The organism is Emticicia sp. C21 (assembly GCF_003418935.1).
Taxonomy (GTDB): domain Bacteria; phylum Bacteroidota; class Bacteroidia; order Cytophagales; family Spirosomataceae; genus Emticicia.
The window spans coordinates 1-23175 of sequence record NZ_QVMT01000011.1 but is presented as its reverse complement, the minus strand read 5'-3'; the positions used below and the strand labels follow the sequence as shown (position 1 = coordinate 23175).

Genomic DNA, 23175 nt, shown 5'->3' with positions numbered 1-23175 from the left:
GTTATATCTCCATTTCCAACAAAGCATAACTTAAAGTCTTTCCATGCGTATCGATAGCCAGTGAAGTAGTAACTCCGCCCAACAGCGCATGCTGACATACAAAAAGCAAGGAATGAATATTTGGTAGTTCATACCTGATGATTTCACCTGAAACAATAGCTGATAAATGTTTTTTGACAATCTCCGCTGTTATAGTCGAACAAAGTATTGAATAATCTGATTCATTGTAAGGAATCAAAGAGAGGGTGAGTGTATTGCCTTTGTCTCCTGCCCGGCTATGAGCTATTTCATAAAGCTTCATGGGAATTGAGTGATTTGTGAGTTAGTGATTGAGTGATTATTTTAATTAGCATTCAAATAACTGCACTTTGGGTTGAATGTCTTTTCGGTCTAATAAAATCGAAACGATACCAATTACTTCAGTAACATATTTTCTTACACCCCCACCTCCGGCTGGACCATTGGTATATAGTGCTTCCACCTCTTCGCCTATTAAGGCGGCATCAGATGAATTACTGGCTTTCCCTGCTACTCTTAGCCGTATTTCGTAAGGAATTGAAGTATTTCCGAAATTAGTTCTGTGAATGGCACTGCTTCCTATATAATCAATTCTCAACTCAGGGAATTGGGGTTTTAGTCGTTTTTCTATTATTTCGCCTGCCAATTGTGCACGGTCTAAAGCTGAGGCGCCTGCATAGGCTATTTCTCCTTCTCCGAGATAAAAGGCTTTGTAACCTACACTAACTTTATATGTCGGTGGTTTCGCTTTACCCGTTCCACCTGTTACCTGTATCTGATCCTCTCCAATTTCTTTCAAATAAACTGTTGTAAAATCAGCAATTACATCAGGGGTATAATATTCATGTGGATTAATTACTTCATACAATAATTGCTCTTTTGCAGTTTGCAGATTGACTACTCCGCCTGTACCTTCTACTTTACTTATAATAGCCGACCCATCTTCAAATACATCAGCAAATGGATGACCTAATTTGTCCATGTTCTCCACAGGCTTTTTGATTGGGTCAGCAAAATAGCCACCAGTGATATGTCCTGCACATTCTAATAAATGCCCAATGACTGTGCCTTTGCCCATTAAATCATAGTCGTTGGTAGTCCAACTAAACTCATGAATCATCGGCGCTAAAAATAATGATGGGTCAGCAACTCTGCCAGTAATAATTATCTGAGCATCAGCCTGCAATGCTGACAAAATACCTTCCACACCTAAATAGGCATTGGCAGATATTAATTCTCCACTTTTGCTTAAAGGTTCATTGGTTTCTATAGCCAATGTTTCGGGTGAAACATTCTCAAAAACATCATCCCCATAAACAGCCCCAACCTTTATGGAGAGGCCCTGCTTTTGAGCAATTTCTAAAATTTTCTGTGCTCCGGCTATCGGATTAGCTGCACCCATATTGGTAATTAGCCTTATATTATTCTGAATCAATAATGGCAAAAGACTTTCGATTCTTCTCTCAAGCAATGGGTCATAGCCTTTGGTTGGGTCTTGCAATTTTCGTTTTTGAGCTAAAGCTATAGTACGCTCAGCCAGACATTCTAAAATAAGATAATCTAATTCACCCTTTTCAGCCAAAACTATAGCAGGTTCCAATCTATCACCAGAAAAACCTGCACCGCAACCTATTCTTATTTTTTGTTTCATAGCCATTAGTTTATAGGTGTAATGACCCGGTTAATAGTGCTACTATGGTCATCACAATAGTTGTTCCCCAAGCCCATTTGAAAACAAACTTCTGGTGCTCACCTAATTCAACTTCAGACAAACCTATCAACAAAAAGGTGGATGCCGTTAAAGGACTTAAAGGGAAACCAACTGTCATTTGTCCAAGCAAAGCTGCCCGACCAATTTCCAAAGGGTCAATACCGAATTGAGTAGCCGTCTGACTTAAAATAGGCACAACACCAAAATAGTAAGCATCTGGTGTGAAAAGCATACTGGCAGGCATACTTGTCAGGGCTGTGAGTGTTGGCAACCAACCTGCATGGTTTTGAGGGATAAAAGAAACCAGAGTAGTTGCCATTGCTTCTATCATCTTTGAACCGGTCAGTATTCCTGAAAAAATACCTGCAGCAAATATCATACTTGATACCATAAAGATATTAGTGCCATGACTCTTCAATACCTTTTGCTGATCAGATAATTTGAAATAATTGACTAACAAAGCAATCATACTGGCTATTACAAATAAAGCCGGGGCAGGAATCCAGCCTTTCATCAAGGTAATAATTAAAGCAAGTGTCATAATCGCATTAATCCATATCAGTTTTGGTCTTCTTAATTCTCTTTGCGCCTCGGTTAGATTATCGTGATGATTGTATTGAAATTCAAGAATGCCTAATCGTTTGCGCTCTCTTTTACCAAAAATATAAGCCACAACTAATACCCACACAATACCTCCTATAATTGCCGGAATACTAGGATTGAAAATATGCACCGCATCTGATTTAAGCGTTGAAATAGCTCTTGCTGAAGTGCCCGACCAGGGTACTAAATGCAAAGGCCCGACACTTAATGCTACAATACCCGATAGAATCAGGCGATTGATTTTCAATTCTTTATAAATAGGCAAAAACGCCGAAAGGACTATCATAAAAGTAGCAGTACCATCGCCATCTAAATGCACTATCATTGTCAGAATCGCGGTTCCTATGATTACTTTCATCGGATCACCTTTCACCGAGCGAATGATCAAAGCAATAACAGGGTCAAATAATCCTGCATCCAACATAGTGGCAAAGTATAAAACCGCAAACATCAGAAGAATGCCTGTGGGTGCTACCTGTTTGATTCCTGCCAGCATCATTTCGCCTAGTTCTTTAGGATTAAATCCGGCTAACAGACCAAAAATGATGGGTATTACTACTAAAGCAGTAATAACCGACAGACGCTTGGTAATGATTAAGAACAAGAAAACCACAATGGTGGCAAATCCTAATAAGGCAAGCATATAGGGTTCATAAGATTAGGTTAATAGAATATATTATTCAAATCTGGCTTTCTCAAAGCAACTTCAATTCCTCCGCTTTCTTAATTTCTCTGTTGGCATCTTCTGGCAGCATCAGGCCTTGCTTTACCATCTTTTTAGCTGCTTTCTTTACCTTTTTTACATAGTTGGCTTGGGTCTCATAACGTTCTTCTAATGATAAACGCGTATCACTATTGACTAATCTTTCAGCTCTGGTTTTAGCAAATGGGATGTACATTCCCTCTAAAACAGCTAAATCTCCCTCACCATATCCTGCTTTGCGTAGGCTCCAACCGGTATATGTACCCAGAGGAACTCGCAAACTAAGTGTGGATAATCCCCCCATTTCGTTATTATCAGCATCAACTTTAGGCACTAAAACAGTATACTGTTTATCTTTTTTAAGTACAGGATTTTCGCTGATAATACCTGTCATCATTTTCTCATCAAATTGAGGTCCGAAGTCTCTCACCTCCAAGCCATTGACTAAACCTCTGAAAGGCACATTAAACATGATTTGCCAGCCTATTTCAGTTGATTTAACTAAAGTTTTATCTTTAATAGTCGGATAAATACTTTTAGGTGGTTTCTTGCCCTCTAATACCCATTGCTCTAAAGCAATCTGTAAAGCTCGCCACGAGTCTAAATAAGAATTTGAGTTTGATGAGAAACCCGTCATTCTATTAATATTTGAGCTAAAAGCAGGCCAATGTTGCGTACTTGAAAATAGATAGATTCTTACATTATCCGGTATTTCCAAATCTTTTGTACCATAAACATCAGTTGTACGGAGCGACATGCGCGACTGCCAGTATTCAGTGGAGCTTAATGTATGCATAATTTTAGGCATGAAACCCTGCTTCTGACAAGCATCCAAAATCCCACCCTCAATTCCTGAAAGAGGGTCTAGAGTGCTCTGCCATGTAAATGGTGGTTCATTACCCGGAAAAACCAACTCTTCGTGTTGCATACCTCCTCCTCCAGGACGGCCAAAACGTACGTTCAAAGTAATTTTTCTTGCACCGATATGTGCGTTTATCCCTTCAAAAACAGGTTTATTGTCTTCGTCGGCATTAAACCCTAAATGGAGAAAAGTACGCAGGAAATTACCACATTGAGAGACACCCACCGCAATCGATGCTTTAATTTGATTAGCTATTGGGTTATCAGTTTGCTTTGCATATCTGAAAAATGAAATAATATCTCTGGTAGCAGCGAATCCTAAACCTAATACCAAAGGATTTTTAGCTGTATAATCTAATTCATAAATATAATCAGGGTCGAAACCTCCTTTTACAGAGATCTGGGTAGTACTGGGTTTACCAGGAAATGCCTCTGTGGTACAATCAGAAAAAGCCCAATCTGAATCAGGGACTTTGATGGGTTCATCAGAGGCATGAATGCGTTTGGTTAGTGTGGCTGTAGAATTATCTAAAGAAACTGTTTCGTAGGCTTTGTGGAATTGCGCGCTGAATGCCCCGCCACTCAAGTTTTGTGTAGGAGTATTCTCATTTACTACCAATTCGGCATGGAGTTTTCCGATAATATCTTTACCATTTTCGGTGGCTACCGGAACTTTGATTTTAATCTTGCCATCTCCGATAATATCTCCTTGCCAGCTGCTCCACAGATAAATATATCCTCTTTTCAATAAGGTGGTATCAGCACCACCAATATTGCCGCGATTGGGTACACTATAATACAATAGATGGTTACTTTTGTTTAAATCAAGAGGTTTCAGTAAAACAAATTCCATTTCGTACTCTACCATCCCTCTCTCATTTCTTGGCGCTAGAGCAATATCCTGTATGATTGTATTGTGAATATCTGTTGGGCTTACTTCACCAAAGGCTCTACCTGTTAGTCGTTGATATTGTCCGACATTGCCAAACTGTTTACCATCGGCATAGACCTCGGTCTTATCAATCACGATCCTGATAATCTTTGCTTCACTGGCAATTGTACAAAGGAATACCAATAGTAGAAATAGAGTTTTCTTCATGAGTAAGGGTACGGAGTTTTAATTTTAACAAATAACTCTCTGACTATAAACTAGCAGAGAGTTATTTAAGAATGAATCAGCGAATATACTGCTGAATATAATCAACCAAAATAATATTTGACAGAATCACCATCAAATATATTTAATCAACCAAGCGTATGAAACGAAATTTATTGAGTGAATGAGTGAGTTAGCGATTGAGCGGCCGCCGCTGCGGTGATTACTTTTAAGAATACTAACAGCGCTTATTTTTATTCAGATCTCACAAATACATAATAAAATCAATTCTAATCACTAAATCGCTCATTCACTCAATCACTAAACTCTTACTGCTGCGCTACTACCTCTAATAATTCTTTATCGTGGTGATAGCGGATGGTACTGGTATTATCGAAAAACATCGTAGCACCTTTTTCTGCTGTATATGGCTCCCATTTAGGTAAACCATTGGCATTAGGGTTGCCTGTTTTAGCGAAGTTTATCCATGATTGGCTCATTTTATCAGCTAAAGCATACGCCTCTTTTCCACCTCCTGTCATTTCTTCACAACGGGCAATGTTATTGAATACAAAAGGAATCTCCATACAGTGTAAAGCTTTGTATTTGCCACCTAATACTGGTGATTGCCATGAGAATAAGTACATATAAACCGGTGCACCTCCTGCTGTAGATTTAGCTTTAGCCTGTGTAACAGCACCCGGACGGAACATTAAATCGATGTCCATCAAATCAGATGGTTTGGTATCATTCGGAAATGCTTTCTTTGCCGCGGCAACATAGGCATCTGTTTTATCTTTATATCTGTTTTTCAAAAAGTCATTTACCTTTTCAGCGCTGGCGTTTGACATGCCACTGAATAGTGAAGCCATAAATTCGTTTTTCACAGTACCAATCAGCAATGGAATATTTTTAGATAGTTCTACTGCTTTAGCGTCAGTAAACTGATAAGGCAAGAACTCACCATCATGGCTTGGCCCCCAGCTTAATCCGCCAAACGCACCTAAGTTTTTGCCTTCAGCTTTCAATTTGTCTCCTACAATCTTTAAAGCTTTGTTACCTGCAGCAACCAAATCAGCATAAGGCACTTTCTGTATATTATCAATCTGGCCTGGCTCAATGTTCAAAGCTTTTAGTACTTCTGCACCAACCAATTGAGTATCTGATTTCTCCAGAAGTGTAGTACGGAAAGCACCGCTCTGGTTAACGGCTTTGTGGAATAATCCTTTAGCAGAAGGAGTAGCCATTAAAGTATTTACTTTAGCCCCTCCACCTGACTGACCAAAGATTGTTACGTTGTTAGCATCACCTCCGAAATTGGCAATATTAGTTTTTACCCATTCTAAGGCTGCTACCATATCAACAATACTCAGGTTAGCCGATTGCTTGTATTTATCGCCATAAGCAGATAAATCCAAATAACCGAGTATATTCAGACGGTGGTTTATAGATACTACTACCACATCACCTTTTTTCGCCAGGTTTTCGCCATCATAAGATGGTAACTCCTGCGATGAACCAGCAGTGAAACCACCACCATGAATCCAGAATAATACAGGACGTTTCTTGCCATCGTTGATACCAGGTGTCCAGACATTCAGGCGCATACAGTCTTCACTGGTATAGCCCCAGTCATGATGAAAAACGAATTCTGATTCATCCTGAACAGTAGTAGTTGGTGTCATTAATGGAGCAACAGGGCCGTAAGTCAGGGAGCTACGCACACCAGTCCAGGGCTTAGGTTTTTGTGGCGATTCAAAGCGTTTAGCTTCTGCATATGGAATACCCTTATAGGTATAAACAGTATTATGTATATAACCACGTACTTTACCTGCATCGGTGCTGGTTACGGCTACGTCTTCTCCGGTTTGTAATTGTGCTGAAGCACCTGCAACAAAGCAAAATGCCAAAAGCGATAAAATGATTTTTTTCATTGATAGTTTTTATTTAGTGATTGAGTGAATGAGTGATTTAGTGAATAGTTTGTCTGAACTGTAACGTATTCATACGAAGTTCGTCGATTTGAGAATTATTGTAATTTAAATTTATGGGCTAGGTTCGCCGTAAATAATAATCCCTCAATCGCTCATTCACTAAATCACTCAATTCTTTACTTATTATTTCCATAAGCCTTGTCCAAAAACAGATAACGGGCATCGTCTTTGGCGTTTTCGGCTTTTGATTCTGCATTTAATATCATCACCGGTGGGGTTGTGTCACCTGCTTTAGCTGCTGGCCAATCAGGTAATTTAGCCCCATTTGGGTTTCCGGTTTTGATAAAATTAGCAAAATAGTTCATCATAGTCTCTGAGGTTTTATAGTCATCAGGTGTCCATGCGTACTCTTTAATCAAGTGCAGGTTACCCATACAGTACTCAATTTCACAAGCATGAGGTGCGCCCACAGGTTCTGGTGCCTTAGGAGTATTACCATCTTTCTTAACAGTACCACCAGCTAAACCTGATGCCAATGTCTGATCAACCAAAGGCGGACGAACCTTGCTGTATAAATATCTATACACAGGTTGAGAGCTGTTGTTGCGGTGCAAATCAAACCATTTCCAGGTGCTATAGGCAATGAAACGGTCGGATGCCAATGCCGTAGCAGACAACTCAATTTCTTTTTCTGAGCCGTGTGGATATAGTTTCAATACTTCTTCTGAATCATTCGGATATTCTTTTTTCACACGGGCAATATAGGCTTCATCTTTATAAGGCTGACCAAACATAAATGCCCCCCCTGGAATTTCAGCTGAGTTCCAACCTAATAGCAATGGAACTTGTGCTTGTTCTTTAGCATTAAAGATTTGAGGAATAGTTTTAGGATAGAAGTATCCATCTATAACTGTAGGGAAACCGAATCTTTTTGATTCATTGTAAATCTCATAAACTTCACGCGTACTCAAAGCTCTTAGTTTTGCTAAAGAAGGGTAACCTGCGTTTTTAGCAAAATCAGACCTACTTTCTCAGCTTCAGCCAATGGTACCGGCGCTAAAGTAGGGTTAATACCTGCACCACTTTCACCAATGGCTCCTGCAATCAAATTTCTAGACAAAGGAGATGCCATTTGCGCACTTACTGAAATAGAACCAGCCGATTCACCTGCAATAGTTACTTTTTTAGGATCTCCACCAAAGGCGGCTATATTTTTCTGTACCCATTTCAAAGCAGCAGCCTGATCCAGTAAACCATAGTTACCTGATGCCTTATAAGGAGCTTCGGCACTTAATTCTGGGTGAGCAAAGAAACCGAAGATGTTTAAACGATAGTTTACCGTTACAGCAACAATTCCTTTTTTGGCCATTGCTTCGCCGTCATAGCGAGGCTCAGAAGCATCTCCGGCTACGAAACCACCACCAAAGAAGTAAACCAATACTGGCAAATCTTTCGTATTGCGTTTAGCAGGGGTCCATACATTCAGGTAAAGGCAATCTTCACTTACGCCATTTGAGCGAGAGTTCATATCACCGAATACGACTGTCTGCATGGGTCTGGCAGAAAATTTTTTGGTTTCTTTTACACCTTTCCAGTTTTCAACAGGCTGAGGTGCTTTCCATCTTAAATTTCCTACAGGTGGCTTGGCAAATGGTACGCCAAAGTAGGTCTGAATACCTGTTTTAGTGTCGTAATTCCCTTCAATTATACCGTTTTCGATAGTGGTTTGTACAGCAAATGCATTGTTGTTCTGTGCCTGTGCCATCATGTTACACGCAAAAAACAGGCTAATCAAATAGCATATTTTTTTCATTTTCTTTAATAAAATTTAGTTATTGTCTCAATTTGTGACAATAATAATTGGTTTTTAGAAATATTCATACTTATTTTTGAAAAATTTATATTTGCAGAAAAAATTAATACACCAATTCAAGTGGAAGAAAGAAAATATTTACCTCATATTGCCTACGATTCGGTCATTTTTGGTTTTTCGGGTAACCAACTCAAAATATTGATTATGAAATATCATAATACCGGTTTGTTTGCCCTACCCGGCGGCTTTGTGAAGATAGATGAAGATTTGAATACAGCTGTAAGAAGAGGATTAAAGGAAAGAACAGGGCTAGACAATATTTATCTGGAACAGTTTTATACCTTTGGTGATGTTTCCCGTTATCAGGCCGGAGCCATGAAAACAATTCTGGAGGCCAATGGGCACCATGTTCCTGAAAACTACTGGATGCTGGATAGATTTATTTCGGTAGCTTATTATGCTTTGATAAACTATGAGAAAGTAGTGCCGAAGCCTGACGCACTATCAGATTCTTGCGATTGGTATTCGCTTGATAAATTGCCTCCGCTTATGCAAGATCATAATCAGATTGTAGAAAAAGCCTTGCAAACCTTGCGTGATAACCTTGAAAGGAAGTTAGTAAGTGTCAATCTCTTACCTTCTCTGTTTACCATGAATGAACTGCAAAAAGTTTATGAAGCTATTTTAGGCGAAAAACTCCGACGCACTACTTTTCAACGTAAAATACTGAGTCTGAATATCCTTGACCGCCATGATAAACAATATTCGGGCAAAGCGCATAAGGCCCCTTATTTATATAGTTTTAAGGAGAAGTGACGATTAGCGAATAGCATGGGAAGATAATGTATTTTTAAACCATGACTTTTATGTTCAATTTACATTTCCCTTCCTGCTTCATTCATTTTCAAGTTCTTTTAACATCTTAGATTTTTCTATCTACCTTTGAGTAGAGATATAATTTATGCAGAATAAACTTTTAATACTCCTACTTTTAGTCAACCTTTCGTGTAGCAAAAAGGAAGCAATTCCAACTGTTTATCAGATTGATCCCAAACTAGAGCCTTATCTGAAATCATTTGTAGCTGAAGCACAAAAGCGAAATATTACAGTGAAGCTGGAAAACCTTATTATGAAGTTTGATAATGAAAGTATTGAAATTTGTGGGCATTTTGTAAAAGAAAAATCAGGACAACGCGAGATTGTGATTAATCCAATCTGTTGGGATTCCGTACCTGAGCAGAATCGCGAAGCTCTGGCTTTTCATGAACTAGGGCATTGTTTTCTGAATAGGTTGCACCGGAACGATTTATTGCCCAATAATGCCCCTGTCAGTATTATGCATATTCAAAACAATGGGCCATATGAGCCTTGCATTTATCCTATTGACGGTGATAATACCTGTAACAAAACAGCCAGGAGAAATTATTATATTGATGAACTCTTTAATGATAAAACACCTGTGCCGGATTGGGCGAAGTAAACTTTGCTAATATATAGAGTTTAAATAGAATTCAATAAACATATTTCAAGAACCATACATGTTTAGAAGACTTAAGATTTGTTTGAGTTTGCTTTTTATATTAATAAAAGGCTATGGACAAAATTATGATGAAACAAAAGTACCAATCTATACCTTACCGGAGGTATTAAAAACCCTTGATGGCAAAACAGTTAGCAAGGCAGCAGAATGGGAGAAAAAAAGAAGACCGGAAATATTAACCTTATTTGAAGAAAATATTTATGGTCAGATGCCCAAAAGCTATGACCGCATTACTTATAAGACAGTAAATGATAATCCTAATGCAATGGATGGTAAGGCTCGTCTAAAGGAAGTAACAATTACTGTAGAAAAAGCCAAGAAGTCCGTTGCTATTCATCTGATATTATTTACACCTAATGCTAATAAGAAAAGCTCGCCTGTCTTCTTGTTAATTAATAACCGCGGTAATGAAAATACAGACCCTAGCAGAAAGATGAAAAGTGAATTCTGGCCTGCCGAAATGGCCATTGATAGTGGCTATGCTATAGCGGCTTTTCATGTAAGCGATGCAGCACCAGACAATAAGGATACTTATCAGAATGGTGTTTTGCAGCTATATCCTAACCAAGTCACGGCAGATAATGGTATGAAAGCCATCGGTGCATGGGCATGGGCCGCCAGTAGGGTTATGGATTATTTTAAAACTGATGCGGCAATAGATTTCAGCAAAGTGAGTGTTGTAGGTCACTCACGTGGTGGAAAAGCCGCGCTATGGGCAGGCGCACAGGATCAACGCTTTGCTATGGTTTTTTCGAATTGTTCAGGCAATACCGGTGCTGCTTTGGCCAGAAGGCAGTTTGGTGAGACAATTAAGCGAATCAATACTACTTTTCCGCATTGGTTTAATACTAATTATAAGCGGTTCAATGATAATGAAAATGCCTTACCTGTAGACCAACATATGTTAATTTCAATGATGGCACCAAGACCTGTTTACACCACATCTGCCACAGAAGATTTATGGGCTGACCCTAAAGGCTCTTACCTTTCTTTAATTGAATCGCAAAAGGTGTATGCTCTATATGGTAAAAAATCAGGCCTGACTCTTACCCCACCACCTACAAACACTCCTATCATTCATTCAGTTATGGGGTATCACAATAGAGAAGGCATTCATAATATGACAACCTATGATTGGGGCAATTTTATCCGTTTTGCCAATTTCCATTATTATGGGCGCTAAGGAATATTTTTAAGTAAATAGCTAATTATTCGAAAATATGCTCTGATACTCTTTGAAGTTTTATCTGTAAATATATGAAATAAAACGAACAAGGGTGTTTAAAAGTGAATTGATACTTTTAAACACCCTTGATAATACACTATAGCCGCTAAATGTTTCAGCCTATTTGATAAGGCTCAACAGACGTCCCCAGCGGACTCTGTTTAAGAAACTGCCATTTCTATCCAATGACATCCAGACCAATACTGCTTTACCTACAATATGGTCTTCCGGCACAAATCCCCAGAAACGGGAGTCGTCTGAGCTATGGCGATTGTCTCCCACCATATAGTAATAATTCTGCTTAAAAGTATAAGAAGTAATAGGCTTGCCATCAAGCACAATCTGCCCGTTGATGTACTTGGCATCATTGTTCCCATCGAAAGTGGTAATGATACCCTTATACATGGCAATATTTTTTTCATCTAATTGAATCGTAACTCCTTTTTTCGGTACGATAATAGGCCCGAAATTGTCACGATTGTATGGGAACAGGCGAGAGTTATATGGAAAAATATTGTAATTTGCATTGCTGGTGTCTCCTTTAGCTTGTACAATAAGGTTAGCGCTTTTCACAAAATCCAAGCTTTTCAAATCCGCAATTCCTTTGGGAGTGGTTTTTACGATATAAATTGTTTGACCTTCCGGGCTAAGTGCCTGCGCAAACTCGGTAATTCCATATTTATAAAAAACCTTGTCGTTTACGGTTGTATTGGTTTCTACTTGATACTCCATCTGCATTTCAGGAGTATTATTAAATATTTTGCCATTTACATAGGTCTGTCCTTCTCTCATTTCCACAGCATCACCGGGAATACCAATACAACGCTTAATATAGTTGGTACGGAGGTCAACAGGATATTTATCGTAACCCCCGAATTCATCCGGCCGCTCAGGGCAACCCGGATAATTAAAAACAATTACATCGCCATTTTTTGGTTTTGTAAAGCCTGGTAATCGGAATTGCGGTAATTGAATCCAATCAAGAAAAGAAGGAATCTCCGTAAACCAGATTTTCTGGTGTGTAAGAGGTACTTGCAAAATTGTCTTCGGTGTTCGGGTACCATAATGAAATTTACTTACGAAAATAAAGTCATCCGTTAACAAACTGCTTTCCATAGAGCCACTGGGTATCGTATAAGGTTCAAATAGCAACCAACGGATAAGTGTGGCAGCTACAACGGCGAAAACGACTGAGTCGAGCCACTCTCGAAAAGGTGATTTCTTTTTTATTGCCTTTACAGGCGGTTTTGGGGATTCTAAGGTAGATGTCTTGTCGGTCATTCGCTTTTAAATAAGATTGTCAGCCTTTGACAAACTAGCTCTAAAATGGTTTAGTTCTGGGAGAAAATTTATTTTGTAAGAATAGAATTTATATCGAATAAGATATTAAAGGCTTTCATAAGTATTCGTTTTTGCTAAATGAAACGATTTAGATACCAGGATTTAAAAGGAGATGACTAAATCATCCCAGCCTATACAGGCTTAAACAAATTAGAAATTTGAAACACTATGCAAAGAATTCAATCAAGTAGGGAGAGTTATTTTATCCATTTCACTATTGAAGGTAAAGTTTGTCAGCGTCAATATAAATCCCGTAAGAATAGTGTATTTGTTGAGTGGTCAGATTTGTTATTGTTTATTTTAATTTATTTAAAGACCAATCGCGGTGGCGGACCTTAGCAAAAGGCGATATTTTAAAATCAAACTAAAAAGAAAAAGCAGCTAAGCTATTTAGCTTATTCGATATAAATTTTATCAGGTAAAATTATCTTATTACTTCTTCATCGCCTAAATATCAAGTAGAAAATTGGGTTACTCAATCCAAATCTGCTGCGAAAAAGCCCCGTTGGTGGCTACATCCCAAAGCTCAACCCTTATCCATTTTTTCCCTTTTAAGTTTGTTTTTAGTTTAAAGGTTTCGCTGCCGAAGGCTGAGGTATAATTCAGATTTATTTTTTCTCTGAACACGTTTTTGCCATCTCCCGTTATGATTTCTAAAAAATTCAAAGGGAAAGTCCAATCGCCTTTTACAATAATTTCTGCATTGGCATTTTTAGCATTCAGGGTAATTGTTTCGCCACTGCTTTTTCCATTTACAGTAAATTCGGGCAACAGTACTTCTCCTGTTGAAACAAAGAATTTTCCGTTTTGCATGGCATCTAAAACGGGTTGCCAACCATCTTTATACTGTGGTAGCGTTTCCATTTGTAGGTAATTCACGTTTAAATGCGCATACATTTCATTTTCATGACGAATGGTAAATATATCAGATTCGGCAATTACGTGCTTCCGTAAGCCCCAATTAGCCATATCATCCATTAAGTCTAATACTCGTTTACCAATTTTTGGAGTGGATAAATCGGCGGGAATGTTTTTCCAGGCTGCTCCCATAAAGCGGTCTGATTTAAAAAAATCTTCTTCTTTGTATTTATCAGGATAGCCCGTTGAACCTTTTGTACGGGCGTGGGCTGTCCAGGCCAGGCCATTCTCCAATTCGAGGAGTTTTAGCATTTCAGACTTGTTTGCAATACGATATACTTTTCCATAAACAGGGTCTTGTGTAACAAAGGGTTTTTCCGGACTTCTTGCCATAATCCAATTGACTGGTTTTGGGAAAAAACTCAACCAATGTCCTCCATAAAACTCATTAGGTTCTTCACCTGGCAGCAAAAGGAATTTTTTGTCAGAAAATCTACTGCACATATCATGCAAAGCTCTTAATTCTTTCAAACGTAAGCTGTCAGGTCCTTTGGGGTGTGCTGTATAGTGAAACTCTCCCAAATGCACAATGTCTATTCCCGTATTTTTGAACACATCTACAAAAACGGGCGTTCCTTTTTCTTCCTTTTTGGGAATGATGTTATTCATCACATATTCATTATGGAAGTGGCTCGACATCGTTTTATAATGTGCCAGAGGTTTGTACCTATCGCCATGAGTGAATTTTTTAACTTCTTCAATTGCCTTTTCTGCGGTTTCGGTACTTAATAAGCAGTAAAAATTAAGTCTTTGTTGTGTTTTTGGCGGTGCATTAAACCAAGGTACATAACGATTATCACCATTCAAATCCTGGCGAATCCCTAAACCATAATCTGCAAATAAATTAGCATAATTCTGACCAAACCATGTAAAGCTTAGATTGAATGCTTCGTCCAGGGGATAAAAATATTGATGTGGTGCCGGGAAAACAGCCACACTGCCAGTCTCATTATTACCAACAATTGTTCTGTATTTGACAGCCAAAGGTGTAACAGTGTCTTTGCGTGCAGGTGATATGGCTTGTAACTGGTCGGCAGTGTTTCGCCACGAAATATTTTTCCAAAGTTTTCCTTTATTCAATAATCCTGCATCATATAAAATAGCCGTAGAATCCATTTCAGTGGACATTACAGCTGCAAAGTTCATCAATGGGCTATTGTTATAAAGCGTTATTTCAAGGTTTCCCGAAAAATTGCCTGCCTTTAGTTTCCCGATTTTTACAATAGTCCTGTTACCATCTGAAATAACAGTTGCTTCATTTTTAATCATTTCTACTGCAAATCTCTGAAATGGCTTTTTATGTGTTTTATCAAAAAAAATGTTCCATCCATTTTGTGATACTAAATCTCTTTTGCCAACGGTCAAAAGAAAAGCAGGGTTCAGGTCTGCCATGAGTTCCTTAACCACATTCGATTTTATGAGTTGAAGGCTTTTTATAAGAGGTTTATCTTTTGCAAAATCAATCACAATTTTTGCTTTTTCATCCTTGCCCGAAGTCCAAGACACAGACAATACCTCTTGTTGAATTGTAGCTTTTACATCTTTCGATTGCTTAAAATCAGATAAATTAATTTCAGTTTGCGCATAAGCCCATGAGCTTAAAAACATCAAAAAAAGCACTAAGTATTTTGGCATCTTATTAATAGTTAAAATCGTAAATCTACACCATAATTCCATAAAGTTGTTGAAGTTTTATTAAGAATATGTTTTAAAATTATATCCTGCAAATGTTATCATTTATCAGCCTATTAAAAAAACTAAAAATCTTGATTTAAGTAACCAGCAAAAGCAATACAATAGATCGAAACGTCGAAACGTCGAAACGTCGAACCGTCGAACCGTCGAAACGGAACAATCTCAACAGCATGTTTCGGTAGAACATGCTATTAGAGTAATAAAAATATTAAGATTTGTCCAGGAAAAGATACGTTCACACCTCCATGCTTGGAGAGACTTGGTTATGTATCTGGCTTGTGCAATTCACAATTTTTAAAATCAAATTAAAAAGAAAAAAGCAGCTAAGTTGTTTCTCTTATTCGATATAAATTCTAATAATAGAAATGAATCTAAATAAAATATACCATCAAAAAATCGCTGACAACTGTACATTTTGTGTAGTGTTTTTTGTCATATCAGGTTTATATTTGCATTTCAAAACCTTACACAATGTCTTATTGCTTTGCGATTGAGCGCATGAATGGTGCGCAGAAAGAACTCCATAAAAATTACCACGATAATCACTACGGTTTCCCGATTCATGATGACAATGAACTTTTTGGCAGATTGATTATGGAGATTAATCAGGCTGGTTTGAGTTGGGAGACCATTCTCCGTAAAGAGCAGTCTTTCCGAACAGCTTATGATAATTTTAACTTAGAGATAGTAGCCAATTATACAGAAGCTGACCGTGAAAGACTGATGGCTGATGGAGGAATTATCAGAAATCGTCTGAAAATCAATGCCGCTATTGAAAATGCCAGAACTATCTTGGCCCTACAACAAACGCATGGCTCATTCGAGAAATGGTTAGAGGCGAATCATCCGCGTACCAAAGACGAATGGGTAAAGTTATTTAAGAAAACTTTCCGTTTTACCGGTGGTGAAATTGTGAATGAGTTTTTGATGAGTATTGGGTATTTACCCGGCGCACATGCTGCCTCCTGCCCTATTCATGAGAAGATTTTATTGGAGAAGCCTCTTTGGAGCCAAGCTTGAGAATATCCTATAAATCAATTTATCCCAAAAATCTACCAATCAGATATCTGATTTTAAGAATGCCATCTACTTTACCTGCCTCCTTAAAATCAGCTTTGATTCTGAATGTAACCCAGAATGATTTGGGGTAAATACTCTCAAATAAAACAGGTTGAATGACTTCTTCTACTTGCAGAATTTCAAGACTTGAGGCCGGGTCGTCAGTAAGATTTTTTTTGATAGGTTCCTGATCTTTGTAACGTATGGTAAAACCCACATTCCATGTATTTTCTCCATTCAGGCTTATAGATTTATGTCCCGGCACAAGGTTCTCTTTAAATTTATTGTAACGCTCTATTGGGTCAAAATAAGGGTTCGTCAATACTCTGAACTTAGGGGCTATACTTATAGCCAGATAATTTCCATCAGCCTGATTTGTAAGGGTATTGATAAGATAACCCTTGCCCGGCTCTGATTCTGTAAGTAATTGTCTGCAATTATCAGGATTTTCATTCCATTCATGCGCAACGCCCAGAATGGTTCCCTTAAAAAATGCCATTTCTCTTGGGGGAGCATCATTGATAACTATTTGCTTGCTTATGGCATTATACTGGCCAAAGGCATCTAATGCACTTAAAACCACATGGTAAGTTGCGTTCTGGTCATAGATGAATTCGGGGTCACTTGCATAAGACTTGTTTAAACTCTTATCATCACGCCAATAGTAGTTACCGATACTTAAATTTGACAGATTCTTAAACCTTACTTTGCCTCCCCCTAATAATTCGTAGGAAAAATTAGCTATGAGCGGAGGCACACGATTCTTTATAGCTACTACTACAAACAAAGAATCATTTACATTTTTATTTTTTGCCCTGAACTGAATTTTATAGTCACCGTTTTTTTCATAACGATGATCAAAAACAAGCATCTGGTTATTTACGAATCCTTCCTGAGGTTGAAGATAGAGGTTTTGGAATTTGTTATCACCCCAATCTATGTTTATTTCAGTCGCTAATTCTAATTTTGCAGTTTTTAAATGCACAGTTACCTTTGCATTTAACTCATAATAAGTAGTATCAATGCTTTTTAGAAACACTGTATTTACCTGGTCTTCTTTATCCGGTTTTATTGGTTCCGGCTTAGTTTCGTTTTTCTTGCAGGCGTTAAGAAAACCTGATAAAATAAGCAAAAAGAATAGGGTTCTCATGGTAAAACTATCAATTGTCACTAAAGATAATTGATAGCCCAGTATTATGGACTGTCTACCAAAAGAATGATTGATTTAACGGTATATTACTTATTCAATGGTTTATTTATAGGTTTTTGATTCTGCACCCAACACGGTTGTAGCTATCTAAAGAATATATTTAGTCATTAGGACTTCAATTCATAACACATCAAAACTATACCACTATTGTAAACAGTAGTATCTTTCAATTGTAACTGCTTAAAGGCCGATAAGCTACTAAAAATAGAATCACCATGCCCAAGCGCAACAGGATTAATGAATAAATAAAATTCATCAATTAATCCAGCCTGAACCAAAGCAGCCGCAAATGAGCTGCCACCGTACACGATTATATCTTTGCCTTCTTGCGCTTTCAATTTGTTTACTTCTTCTACTAAATCACCTGTAGCAATTTCTGTATTATTCCATTCAGATTTTTCGAGAGTTTTAGTAAAGACTACTTTCTTATGATTGACCACTCTTTTAGAAACTTCGTACATTGCATCTTCCGGATTAGTATATACGCTTTCCCAATAAGGAATATAATCAATGGCTAATTTACGGCCAATAAGAATCGTATCCGCCGAATCGGCAAGAGCCAGCACGTCCGGGCCGATTTCTTCCCATGCCCAGGTCACCCATTGTTGTTCATCATTTGGGCCGGTAGATACAAAACCATCTACCGACATCTGTACTTGTAATTTTAGCTTTCTCATGATTCTTCTATTTTGCTTAAAAAAGTGGTTAATTGCTTAAATGATGCACCAAAGCCTTCTTGCATACTAGCATTGATAGAATGAAAACCTGTTTCTTGTTCCGGTGTCGCATCTACTGGCTGCCCTGTCATAGTGATGGTAGTTTTGCCATTAGTTTCAGAAAAAATTATACGATAGAAGATGCGGTCAGGTATCGAAATATCAAAAGGCGCTGGCACCACATTGGCATGCTCGTCGGCAAATGAATTGGTAAATTCCAGTAGATCATAAGGTTGAATACTACCAAATATAAATCTGCCATAATTCGTTGTCCCTGGAGATTCCATTTTAAAATGAAAAATACCTCCGGGTCTGAAATCCAGACTCACTACACTATTTTTCGTTTGTAGGGGTCCCCACCATTCATTAAGCGCTTCCGCTTTACTAAACGCATTAAATACCAGCTCTTTAGGAGCATTGAACTCATAACTGATAACGAAGTCGGTATTACTGGGGCGTGTTGTCATGGTCTGATGGTTTTGAAGATTGTACTTGAGTCAAATATTTATCTAATGAACTGAATTGCTCTTTCCAGAATTGACGACAGAAGTTTACCCATTCAGCCACCTGATTGAGTTCATCAATTTTCACTTCACAATAGCGTTCACGGCCTTGTTTTTTTATCACAATCAGGCCGCACTCTGATAAAATCTTAATGTGCAACGAAACAGCCTGACGGGTAACATCAAAGTTCTCTGCTATTTCATTCACATTTAAAGGTTTCTGCACCAACTTTTCAATGATCTGTCGGCGTGTGGGGTCAGCAATAGCCTGAAAAACATCTCTTCTCGATTCCATATAATTTGCAAGTATTTGCTTGCAAATATATAAGCAAGCATTTACTTGCACAAGTCTTTTTGATAAAAAATATATTTTGTTTAATATCGCTTCGAATATAACATTCCCTGAATGCAGAATAAGCTTAATTTAATCATTAATAATATATCAAAAACACCAAGAAAAATTTTTCTGATTGATAGCTTGGGTGGATTTCTGACGGCATTAGTATTATTTACCATTATAGCACCATTTGAAGAGTATTTTGGTATTCTAATCAATGTAGTTTACTTTTTAGGAGTATTTGGCTGCCTGTATATGTTATACTCTTTTACTTGCTATTTGCTGATTAAGAGAAATTATAAACCGTATCTGAAATTTATTATTCTCGTTAATCTACTGTATTGTTATTTCACTTTATGTCTGTTCTTCTACTTTTATACCAGCTTGACCCGTTTAGGAATCACTTATTTTCTGCTTGAAATAATAGTAATACTTTCCTTAATCTTTATTGAATATAAGATTTATCAAAGAGTATAAATCAGGTGCTTAATAAATACTCCACTTACATAGCCACACATGATTACAATAAAAAAGCCTCTCCTTAACAGAAGAAGCTTATTCGCAATTACACCAAAAATTCATATATCAGCAATACCTTAATTCCACATAGTTCCATGCAAGCCTAAAACAATCCCCATCCAAAGGCCAACAATGTATATTAAAACGGCTAGTATATTGGCAATTATCTTTTGGGTACTTCCTTGAATGCGCAAAAAATCAAGAAGATGGTTACACATCCCCGCAGTAGCGCCTGCCAATGGTGTAACTAATAATGGCTGAATCAACCAGTACTGTCCCCAGTCAGGATGATCAGGACTTACTCTCAATACAAAAAAAAGTATCACGGCTAGGCCAATGGCTGTACCAATAAGCACTCGCTTGATGAATAAAGAGGTATTGAAACCCTGTGTTGTTAAATTGTTTTTCGCTGTCATAGTTGTACAATGTTTTACTATTCTAATTTATTCTATTCAATATTCTATTAAAAAATTATGCTTTACTCTCTCTTAGATAATTCTGAATTATATTACCCGCAAACCCAAATAACACGCCGCTCATTACTGCAATAATCATTACCATTCCAGGAGCGAGTTCGTCTGATGGTGAAGTTTTATCGAGTATCAAAATTTTAAAAAGGAACAGAAAGCCAGCCATACCAATGGCAAACCCGATGATTTTACCTGCAAAGTTTTTCATAATTGTATTTACTGAGATAGTTTAAAAATTCTTCAAATGATCTTATGCAATTTGATATTCAAATTTAATCCCATAAAGTACCGCCAAGACCAGCGACAATACCAAACCATAGGCTAAAGAAGTATATCAATATGGTTAAAGTGTAGGCTATTATCCTTTTTATACCTCCATTATTGCCTAGAGAAGCCAGAAAAGAAGTACATATACCTGCCAGTGCCACCACCAATGGAGTAACAATGAATGGTCTTATCATCCAATATTGACCCCATTCCGGTTTTGGGTTATTGACACTTAATATAAAACATGATATTACTACTAGGCCAATAGCTGCGCCGATCAATGCTCTTTTAATGACCAGGTGTTGCATTGTTAAATTGTTTTTTGCTGTCATAATGGTATTGAGTTTATATCTGATTTAATCTTTAATAAGTTAATTTTCTTTTGTAAAAACTCTTTCTCCGCCACGCCTTTTTATGGTCATTTGTTTTTTTGCGGCGTCAAACTCAACCACCACAGCTCCCTCTATCTGAAACCTATTCTGTGCGGTGGCTTCGAGAGCAACAGCGGCAGATTCTCCGGGTGGTTTAAAGAAAAGTGTCTCTCCGTTTCTTGTAATAACAAATTTTACCGGAGCCTCTGGGGTTGCATAAACGCCCACATAACTATCAAGCACCTCTGGGCTTATTGTTACAGATTCAAAAGAAGGAATCTCATAGGGTTTGTTGTAATAGATATCAGTAATTCCTTTCATGATATTGGCAACCGGATAAACTTTTGCATTGGTTGTGTAGGCAATTGTCAGTTTTTCCGCTGGCAAATAGGCCAGCCATGAGCCATAATTATCTGCGCCACCTGCATGTCCATAGAAGGTCTTCCCTGCAAAGTTGAAAGGTTCCATTCCCAAGCCTTCACCCTCTCGCATGATTTTCATCTGCTCAAGGCTTTCATTTGAAATAATCTTTCCATCGAACAACGCCTGAATGAATGTAGCCATATCACTCGGTGTTGAAACAATGGCTCCTGCACTGTAAAGAATACTTGGATGTGTTTCATGCACTGGTTTCCACTCGCCACCCAAATTCATATAGGTAAGTGCTTCTTTTTTATTTACATCTATTTTTCCGGTAGCCAGATAGGTATTTTTTAGCCCTATCTTTGAGATAATTCTTTCGTTGAGCGCTGCTTCATAGCTTTTACCTGTTACCTTTTCGATAATAAAACCTAAAACCTGATAGCCGGAATTACTATATGAATGCTTTGAATCAGGTTCAAACTCAGGCGTAGCTTTAACGATAAGGTCGAGCATTTCTTCTCTCGTTATCGGAGTCGTATTCACATTTTCTTGGGAATTCTGAATACGCCTTACATTAGGGATACCACTACGATGTCCAAGTATCTGCTTAATGGTGATTTTACTTGCGTTCGGAATCTGTGGAATAAATTGGTCTATTGTATCGGTCAGCTTTAACTTTCCCTCATCAACCAATTGCAGAATGATAGCAGAAGTAAACATTTTTGTGATTGACCCGATTCTAAATCGGTTTGCCTCTGTCAAAGGTCTCTTGTTAGTTCCATTAATCTCACTATAACCAATAGACCGACTGTATTGCACTTCTCCATTTTTGATAATGACCAGACTACCCATTGCCTTGTTCTTTTCTGCTAGTCGGTCAAAAAACTGGTTGAGCTTAGCTTTGTCAAATGTTTGGGCAAATACAAAGTTTAGTGACAGGATTGCGGGTAAAATTGTAAAAAATAGCTTTTTCATAGTTTTGATATTGAGGATAGATAATACAGGAACTTCAATTAAAATTATGTAATGCTTTTTCATAGTATTCTGAGGACTTTACTCAATGTATTCTTATACTCCCCTACGCTCTGCTATTTTCCACTTCCTTTTTATCACTTTGGCAGATTGCTTAAATCTTGCCTCGCCACCACAAAAGTACTTTGCGATTCAAAGTTAAATAAAAGTACTTTGTACTTCAAAGCAAAATCATAAAAAAATTTTCTGCTATACCTTTTAATCATAAATTGAGATTTTCAGAAGGCTCTTTACCAGAGTATCGAGAGATTCTATATCCGTTTTCTCATGTAATTAGTGCTTAGCATTTAAGCCCTCCTATACTGGAAGTTAGCGAGAAGTATAACAGTCTGATTATACCAAAAACCTGGCTGAGTATTTTGAAATCACAATCCAAAACCGGAATTTAAGAGACACTAAGTTTTGGAAAATACATTATAGCAATGGTCGAAGAGAAAAAGAAAATTAATACCGCAATTATAGGCTTAACCAGGTACAGAACTATTTATAATGAGCAGCTTTATAATTCCTGTTTGCTANTCGAAGTGTGTAGCTAATAAAATAGAACCACAAAAGGTTACCAATCTAGTGGGAACCTTTTGGACTGACGGCTCTAAAAGTGCAGTGATTACGCTGTATTTGGCGCGTGTAGCCACTAAAAGTGAACCGGAAAAGATGACCAATACGGTGGAAACCTTTTGCCATACGGCTCTAAAAGAGCGATAGTTATTGTAGATTTGAAGTGTATAGGTAATAAAATAGAACCACAAAAGGTTACCAATCAATGGACTGCACCCCAAATTTTGGACAAAATTATTATTAAGTTTTAGAATGATGCGCTCGGTATTGTATGGGGCTCATTCCTTTTAGATTAAGTTTAATTCTTTCTTT

General features: G+C 37.7%; 21 protein-coding genes and 1 pseudogene. 5 read left to right on the top strand and 17 right to left on the bottom strand.

Translation table 11 applies throughout. The features are described 5' to 3' along the window. Nucleotide 1: 1 nt before the first annotated feature. From D0T08_RS21075 to D0T08_RS21050, 6 genes and pseudogenes are all read right to left on the bottom strand, one after another. A complete protein-coding gene (locus D0T08_RS21075; protein ID WP_116984670.1) occupies nt 2–301 on the bottom strand; it encodes a hypothetical protein in 300 nt (99 codons plus the stop codon). Between the two features lie 45 nt (nt 302–346). Next, nucleotides 347–1669, bottom strand: coding sequence for an acyclic terpene utilization AtuA family protein (locus D0T08_RS21070; protein WP_116984838.1), 1323 nt, complete (start codon nt 1667–1669; stop codon nt 347–349). A 10-nt stretch (nt 1670–1679) separates the two neighbouring features. Continuing rightward, nucleotides 1680–2975 (bottom strand): CitMHS family transporter, encoded by a 1296-nt coding sequence (locus tag D0T08_RS21065; protein WP_116984669.1) that lies wholly within the window; start codon nt 2973–2975, stop codon nt 1680–1682. A 52-nt stretch (nt 2976–3027) separates the two neighbouring features. Continuing rightward, the gene (locus D0T08_RS21060; protein ID WP_116984668.1) at nt 3028–4995 is read right to left on the bottom strand and encodes an alpha/beta hydrolase domain-containing protein; all 1968 of its coding nucleotides are present in this window, start codon (nt 4993–4995) and stop codon (nt 3028–3030) included. Between the two features lie 326 nt (nt 4996–5321). After that, nucleotides 5322–6926: a carboxylesterase/lipase family protein gene (locus D0T08_RS21055; protein ID WP_116984667.1), complete on the bottom strand. Its 1605-nt coding sequence runs from the start codon at nt 6924–6926 to the stop codon at nt 5322–5324. Between the two features lie 176 nt (nt 6927–7102). Then, nucleotides 7103–8739 (bottom strand): annotated as a pseudogene (locus D0T08_RS21050) (carboxylesterase/lipase family protein). A 120-nt stretch (nt 8740–8859) separates the two neighbouring features. On the opposite strand from D0T08_RS21050, the gene D0T08_RS21045 reads away from it, so the two are divergent. The 3 genes from D0T08_RS21045 to D0T08_RS21035 all read left to right on the top strand — a co-directional run bounded on the left by D0T08_RS21045 (nt 8860) and on the right by D0T08_RS21035 (nt 11462). Continuing rightward, nucleotides 8860–9555 carry an NrtR DNA-binding winged helix domain-containing protein gene (locus D0T08_RS21045; protein ID WP_116984666.1) on the top strand — a complete coding sequence of 232 codons (696 nt, stop codon included), beginning with the start codon at nt 8860–8862 and terminating at the stop codon, nt 9553–9555. A gap of 145 nt (nt 9556–9700) precedes the next feature. After that, nucleotides 9701–10219, top strand: a complete 519-nt coding sequence (locus D0T08_RS21040) for a hypothetical protein (RefSeq protein WP_116984665.1) — start codon at nt 9701–9703, stop codon at nt 10217–10219. 58 nt (nt 10220–10277) lie between these two features. After that, nucleotides 10278–11462: an acetylxylan esterase gene (locus D0T08_RS21035; protein WP_116984664.1), complete on the top strand. Its 1185-nt coding sequence runs from the start codon at nt 10278–10280 to the stop codon at nt 11460–11462. A gap of 162 nt (nt 11463–11624) precedes the next feature. On the opposite strand, the gene lepB is transcribed toward D0T08_RS21035, so the two are convergent. Further along, entirely contained in the window at nt 11625–12785 is a 1161-nt protein-coding gene (gene lepB / locus D0T08_RS21030; RefSeq protein WP_116984663.1) for a signal peptidase I, read from the bottom strand. Between the two features lie 531 nt (nt 12786–13316). Next, entirely contained in the window at nt 13317–15398 is a 2082-nt protein-coding gene (locus D0T08_RS21025) for a hypothetical protein (RefSeq protein WP_116984662.1), read from the bottom strand. Between the two features lie 531 nt (nt 15399–15929). Here D0T08_RS21025 and D0T08_RS21020 point away from each other — a divergent pair. After that, nucleotides 15930–16478, top strand: coding sequence for a DNA-3-methyladenine glycosylase I (locus tag D0T08_RS21020; RefSeq protein ID WP_116984661.1), 549 nt, complete (start codon nt 15930–15932; stop codon nt 16476–16478). A gap of 19 nt (nt 16479–16497) precedes the next feature. On the opposite strand, the gene D0T08_RS21015 is transcribed toward D0T08_RS21020, so the two are convergent. From D0T08_RS21015 to D0T08_RS20975, 8 genes are all read right to left on the bottom strand, one after another. Next, entirely contained in the window at nt 16498–17667 is a 1170-nt protein-coding gene (locus D0T08_RS21015; protein WP_116984660.1) for a hypothetical protein, read from the bottom strand. A gap of 167 nt (nt 17668–17834) precedes the next feature. Beyond that, nucleotides 17835–18404, bottom strand: a complete 570-nt coding sequence (locus tag D0T08_RS21010; RefSeq protein WP_116984659.1) for a dihydrofolate reductase family protein — start codon at nt 18402–18404, stop codon at nt 17835–17837. Beyond that, nucleotides 18401–18910: an SRPBCC domain-containing protein gene (locus tag D0T08_RS21005; RefSeq protein WP_116984658.1), complete on the bottom strand. Its 510-nt coding sequence runs from the start codon at nt 18908–18910 to the stop codon at nt 18401–18403. The genes D0T08_RS21010 and D0T08_RS21005 overlap by 4 nt, the downstream gene beginning before the upstream one ends. Beyond that, nucleotides 18891–19241, bottom strand: coding sequence for a helix-turn-helix transcriptional regulator (locus tag D0T08_RS21000; protein ID WP_116984657.1), 351 nt, complete (start codon nt 19239–19241; stop codon nt 18891–18893). Before D0T08_RS21000 ends, D0T08_RS21005 begins: the two co-directional genes overlap by 20 nt. A 638-nt stretch (nt 19242–19879) precedes the next feature. Further along, a complete protein-coding gene (locus tag D0T08_RS20990) occupies nt 19880–20218 on the bottom strand; it encodes a potassium transporter KefB (RefSeq protein ID WP_116984655.1) in 339 nt (112 codons plus the stop codon). Nucleotides 20219–20273: 55 nt separating this feature from the next. Beyond that, nucleotides 20274–20480 carry a hypothetical protein gene (locus D0T08_RS20985; RefSeq protein WP_116984654.1) on the bottom strand — a complete coding sequence of 69 codons (207 nt, stop codon included), beginning with the start codon at nt 20478–20480 and terminating at the stop codon, nt 20274–20276. Nucleotides 20481–20544: 64 nt separating this feature from the next. Beyond that, the gene (locus D0T08_RS20980) at nt 20545–20871 is read right to left on the bottom strand and encodes a potassium transporter KefB (protein ID WP_116984653.1); all 327 of its coding nucleotides are present in this window, start codon (nt 20869–20871) and stop codon (nt 20545–20547) included. Between the two features lie 39 nt (nt 20872–20910). Further along, nucleotides 20911–22248 carry a serine hydrolase gene (locus tag D0T08_RS20975; RefSeq protein WP_158561324.1) on the bottom strand — a complete coding sequence of 446 codons (1338 nt, stop codon included), beginning with the start codon at nt 22246–22248 and terminating at the stop codon, nt 20911–20913. A gap of 576 nt (nt 22249–22824) precedes the next feature. Between D0T08_RS20975 and D0T08_RS28000 the strand changes: the two genes are divergently transcribed. Further along, the coding region (locus D0T08_RS28000) for a hypothetical protein (RefSeq protein ID WP_229239018.1) at nt 22825–23010 on the top strand (186 nt) is incomplete at its 5' end. Nucleotides 23011–23103: 93 nt separating this feature from the next. On the opposite strand, the gene D0T08_RS28255 is transcribed toward D0T08_RS28000, so the two are convergent. Further along, a partial coding sequence (locus tag D0T08_RS28255) for an IS3 family transposase (protein ID WP_409012931.1) occupies nt 23104–23175 on the bottom strand: 72 nt, incomplete at its 5' end.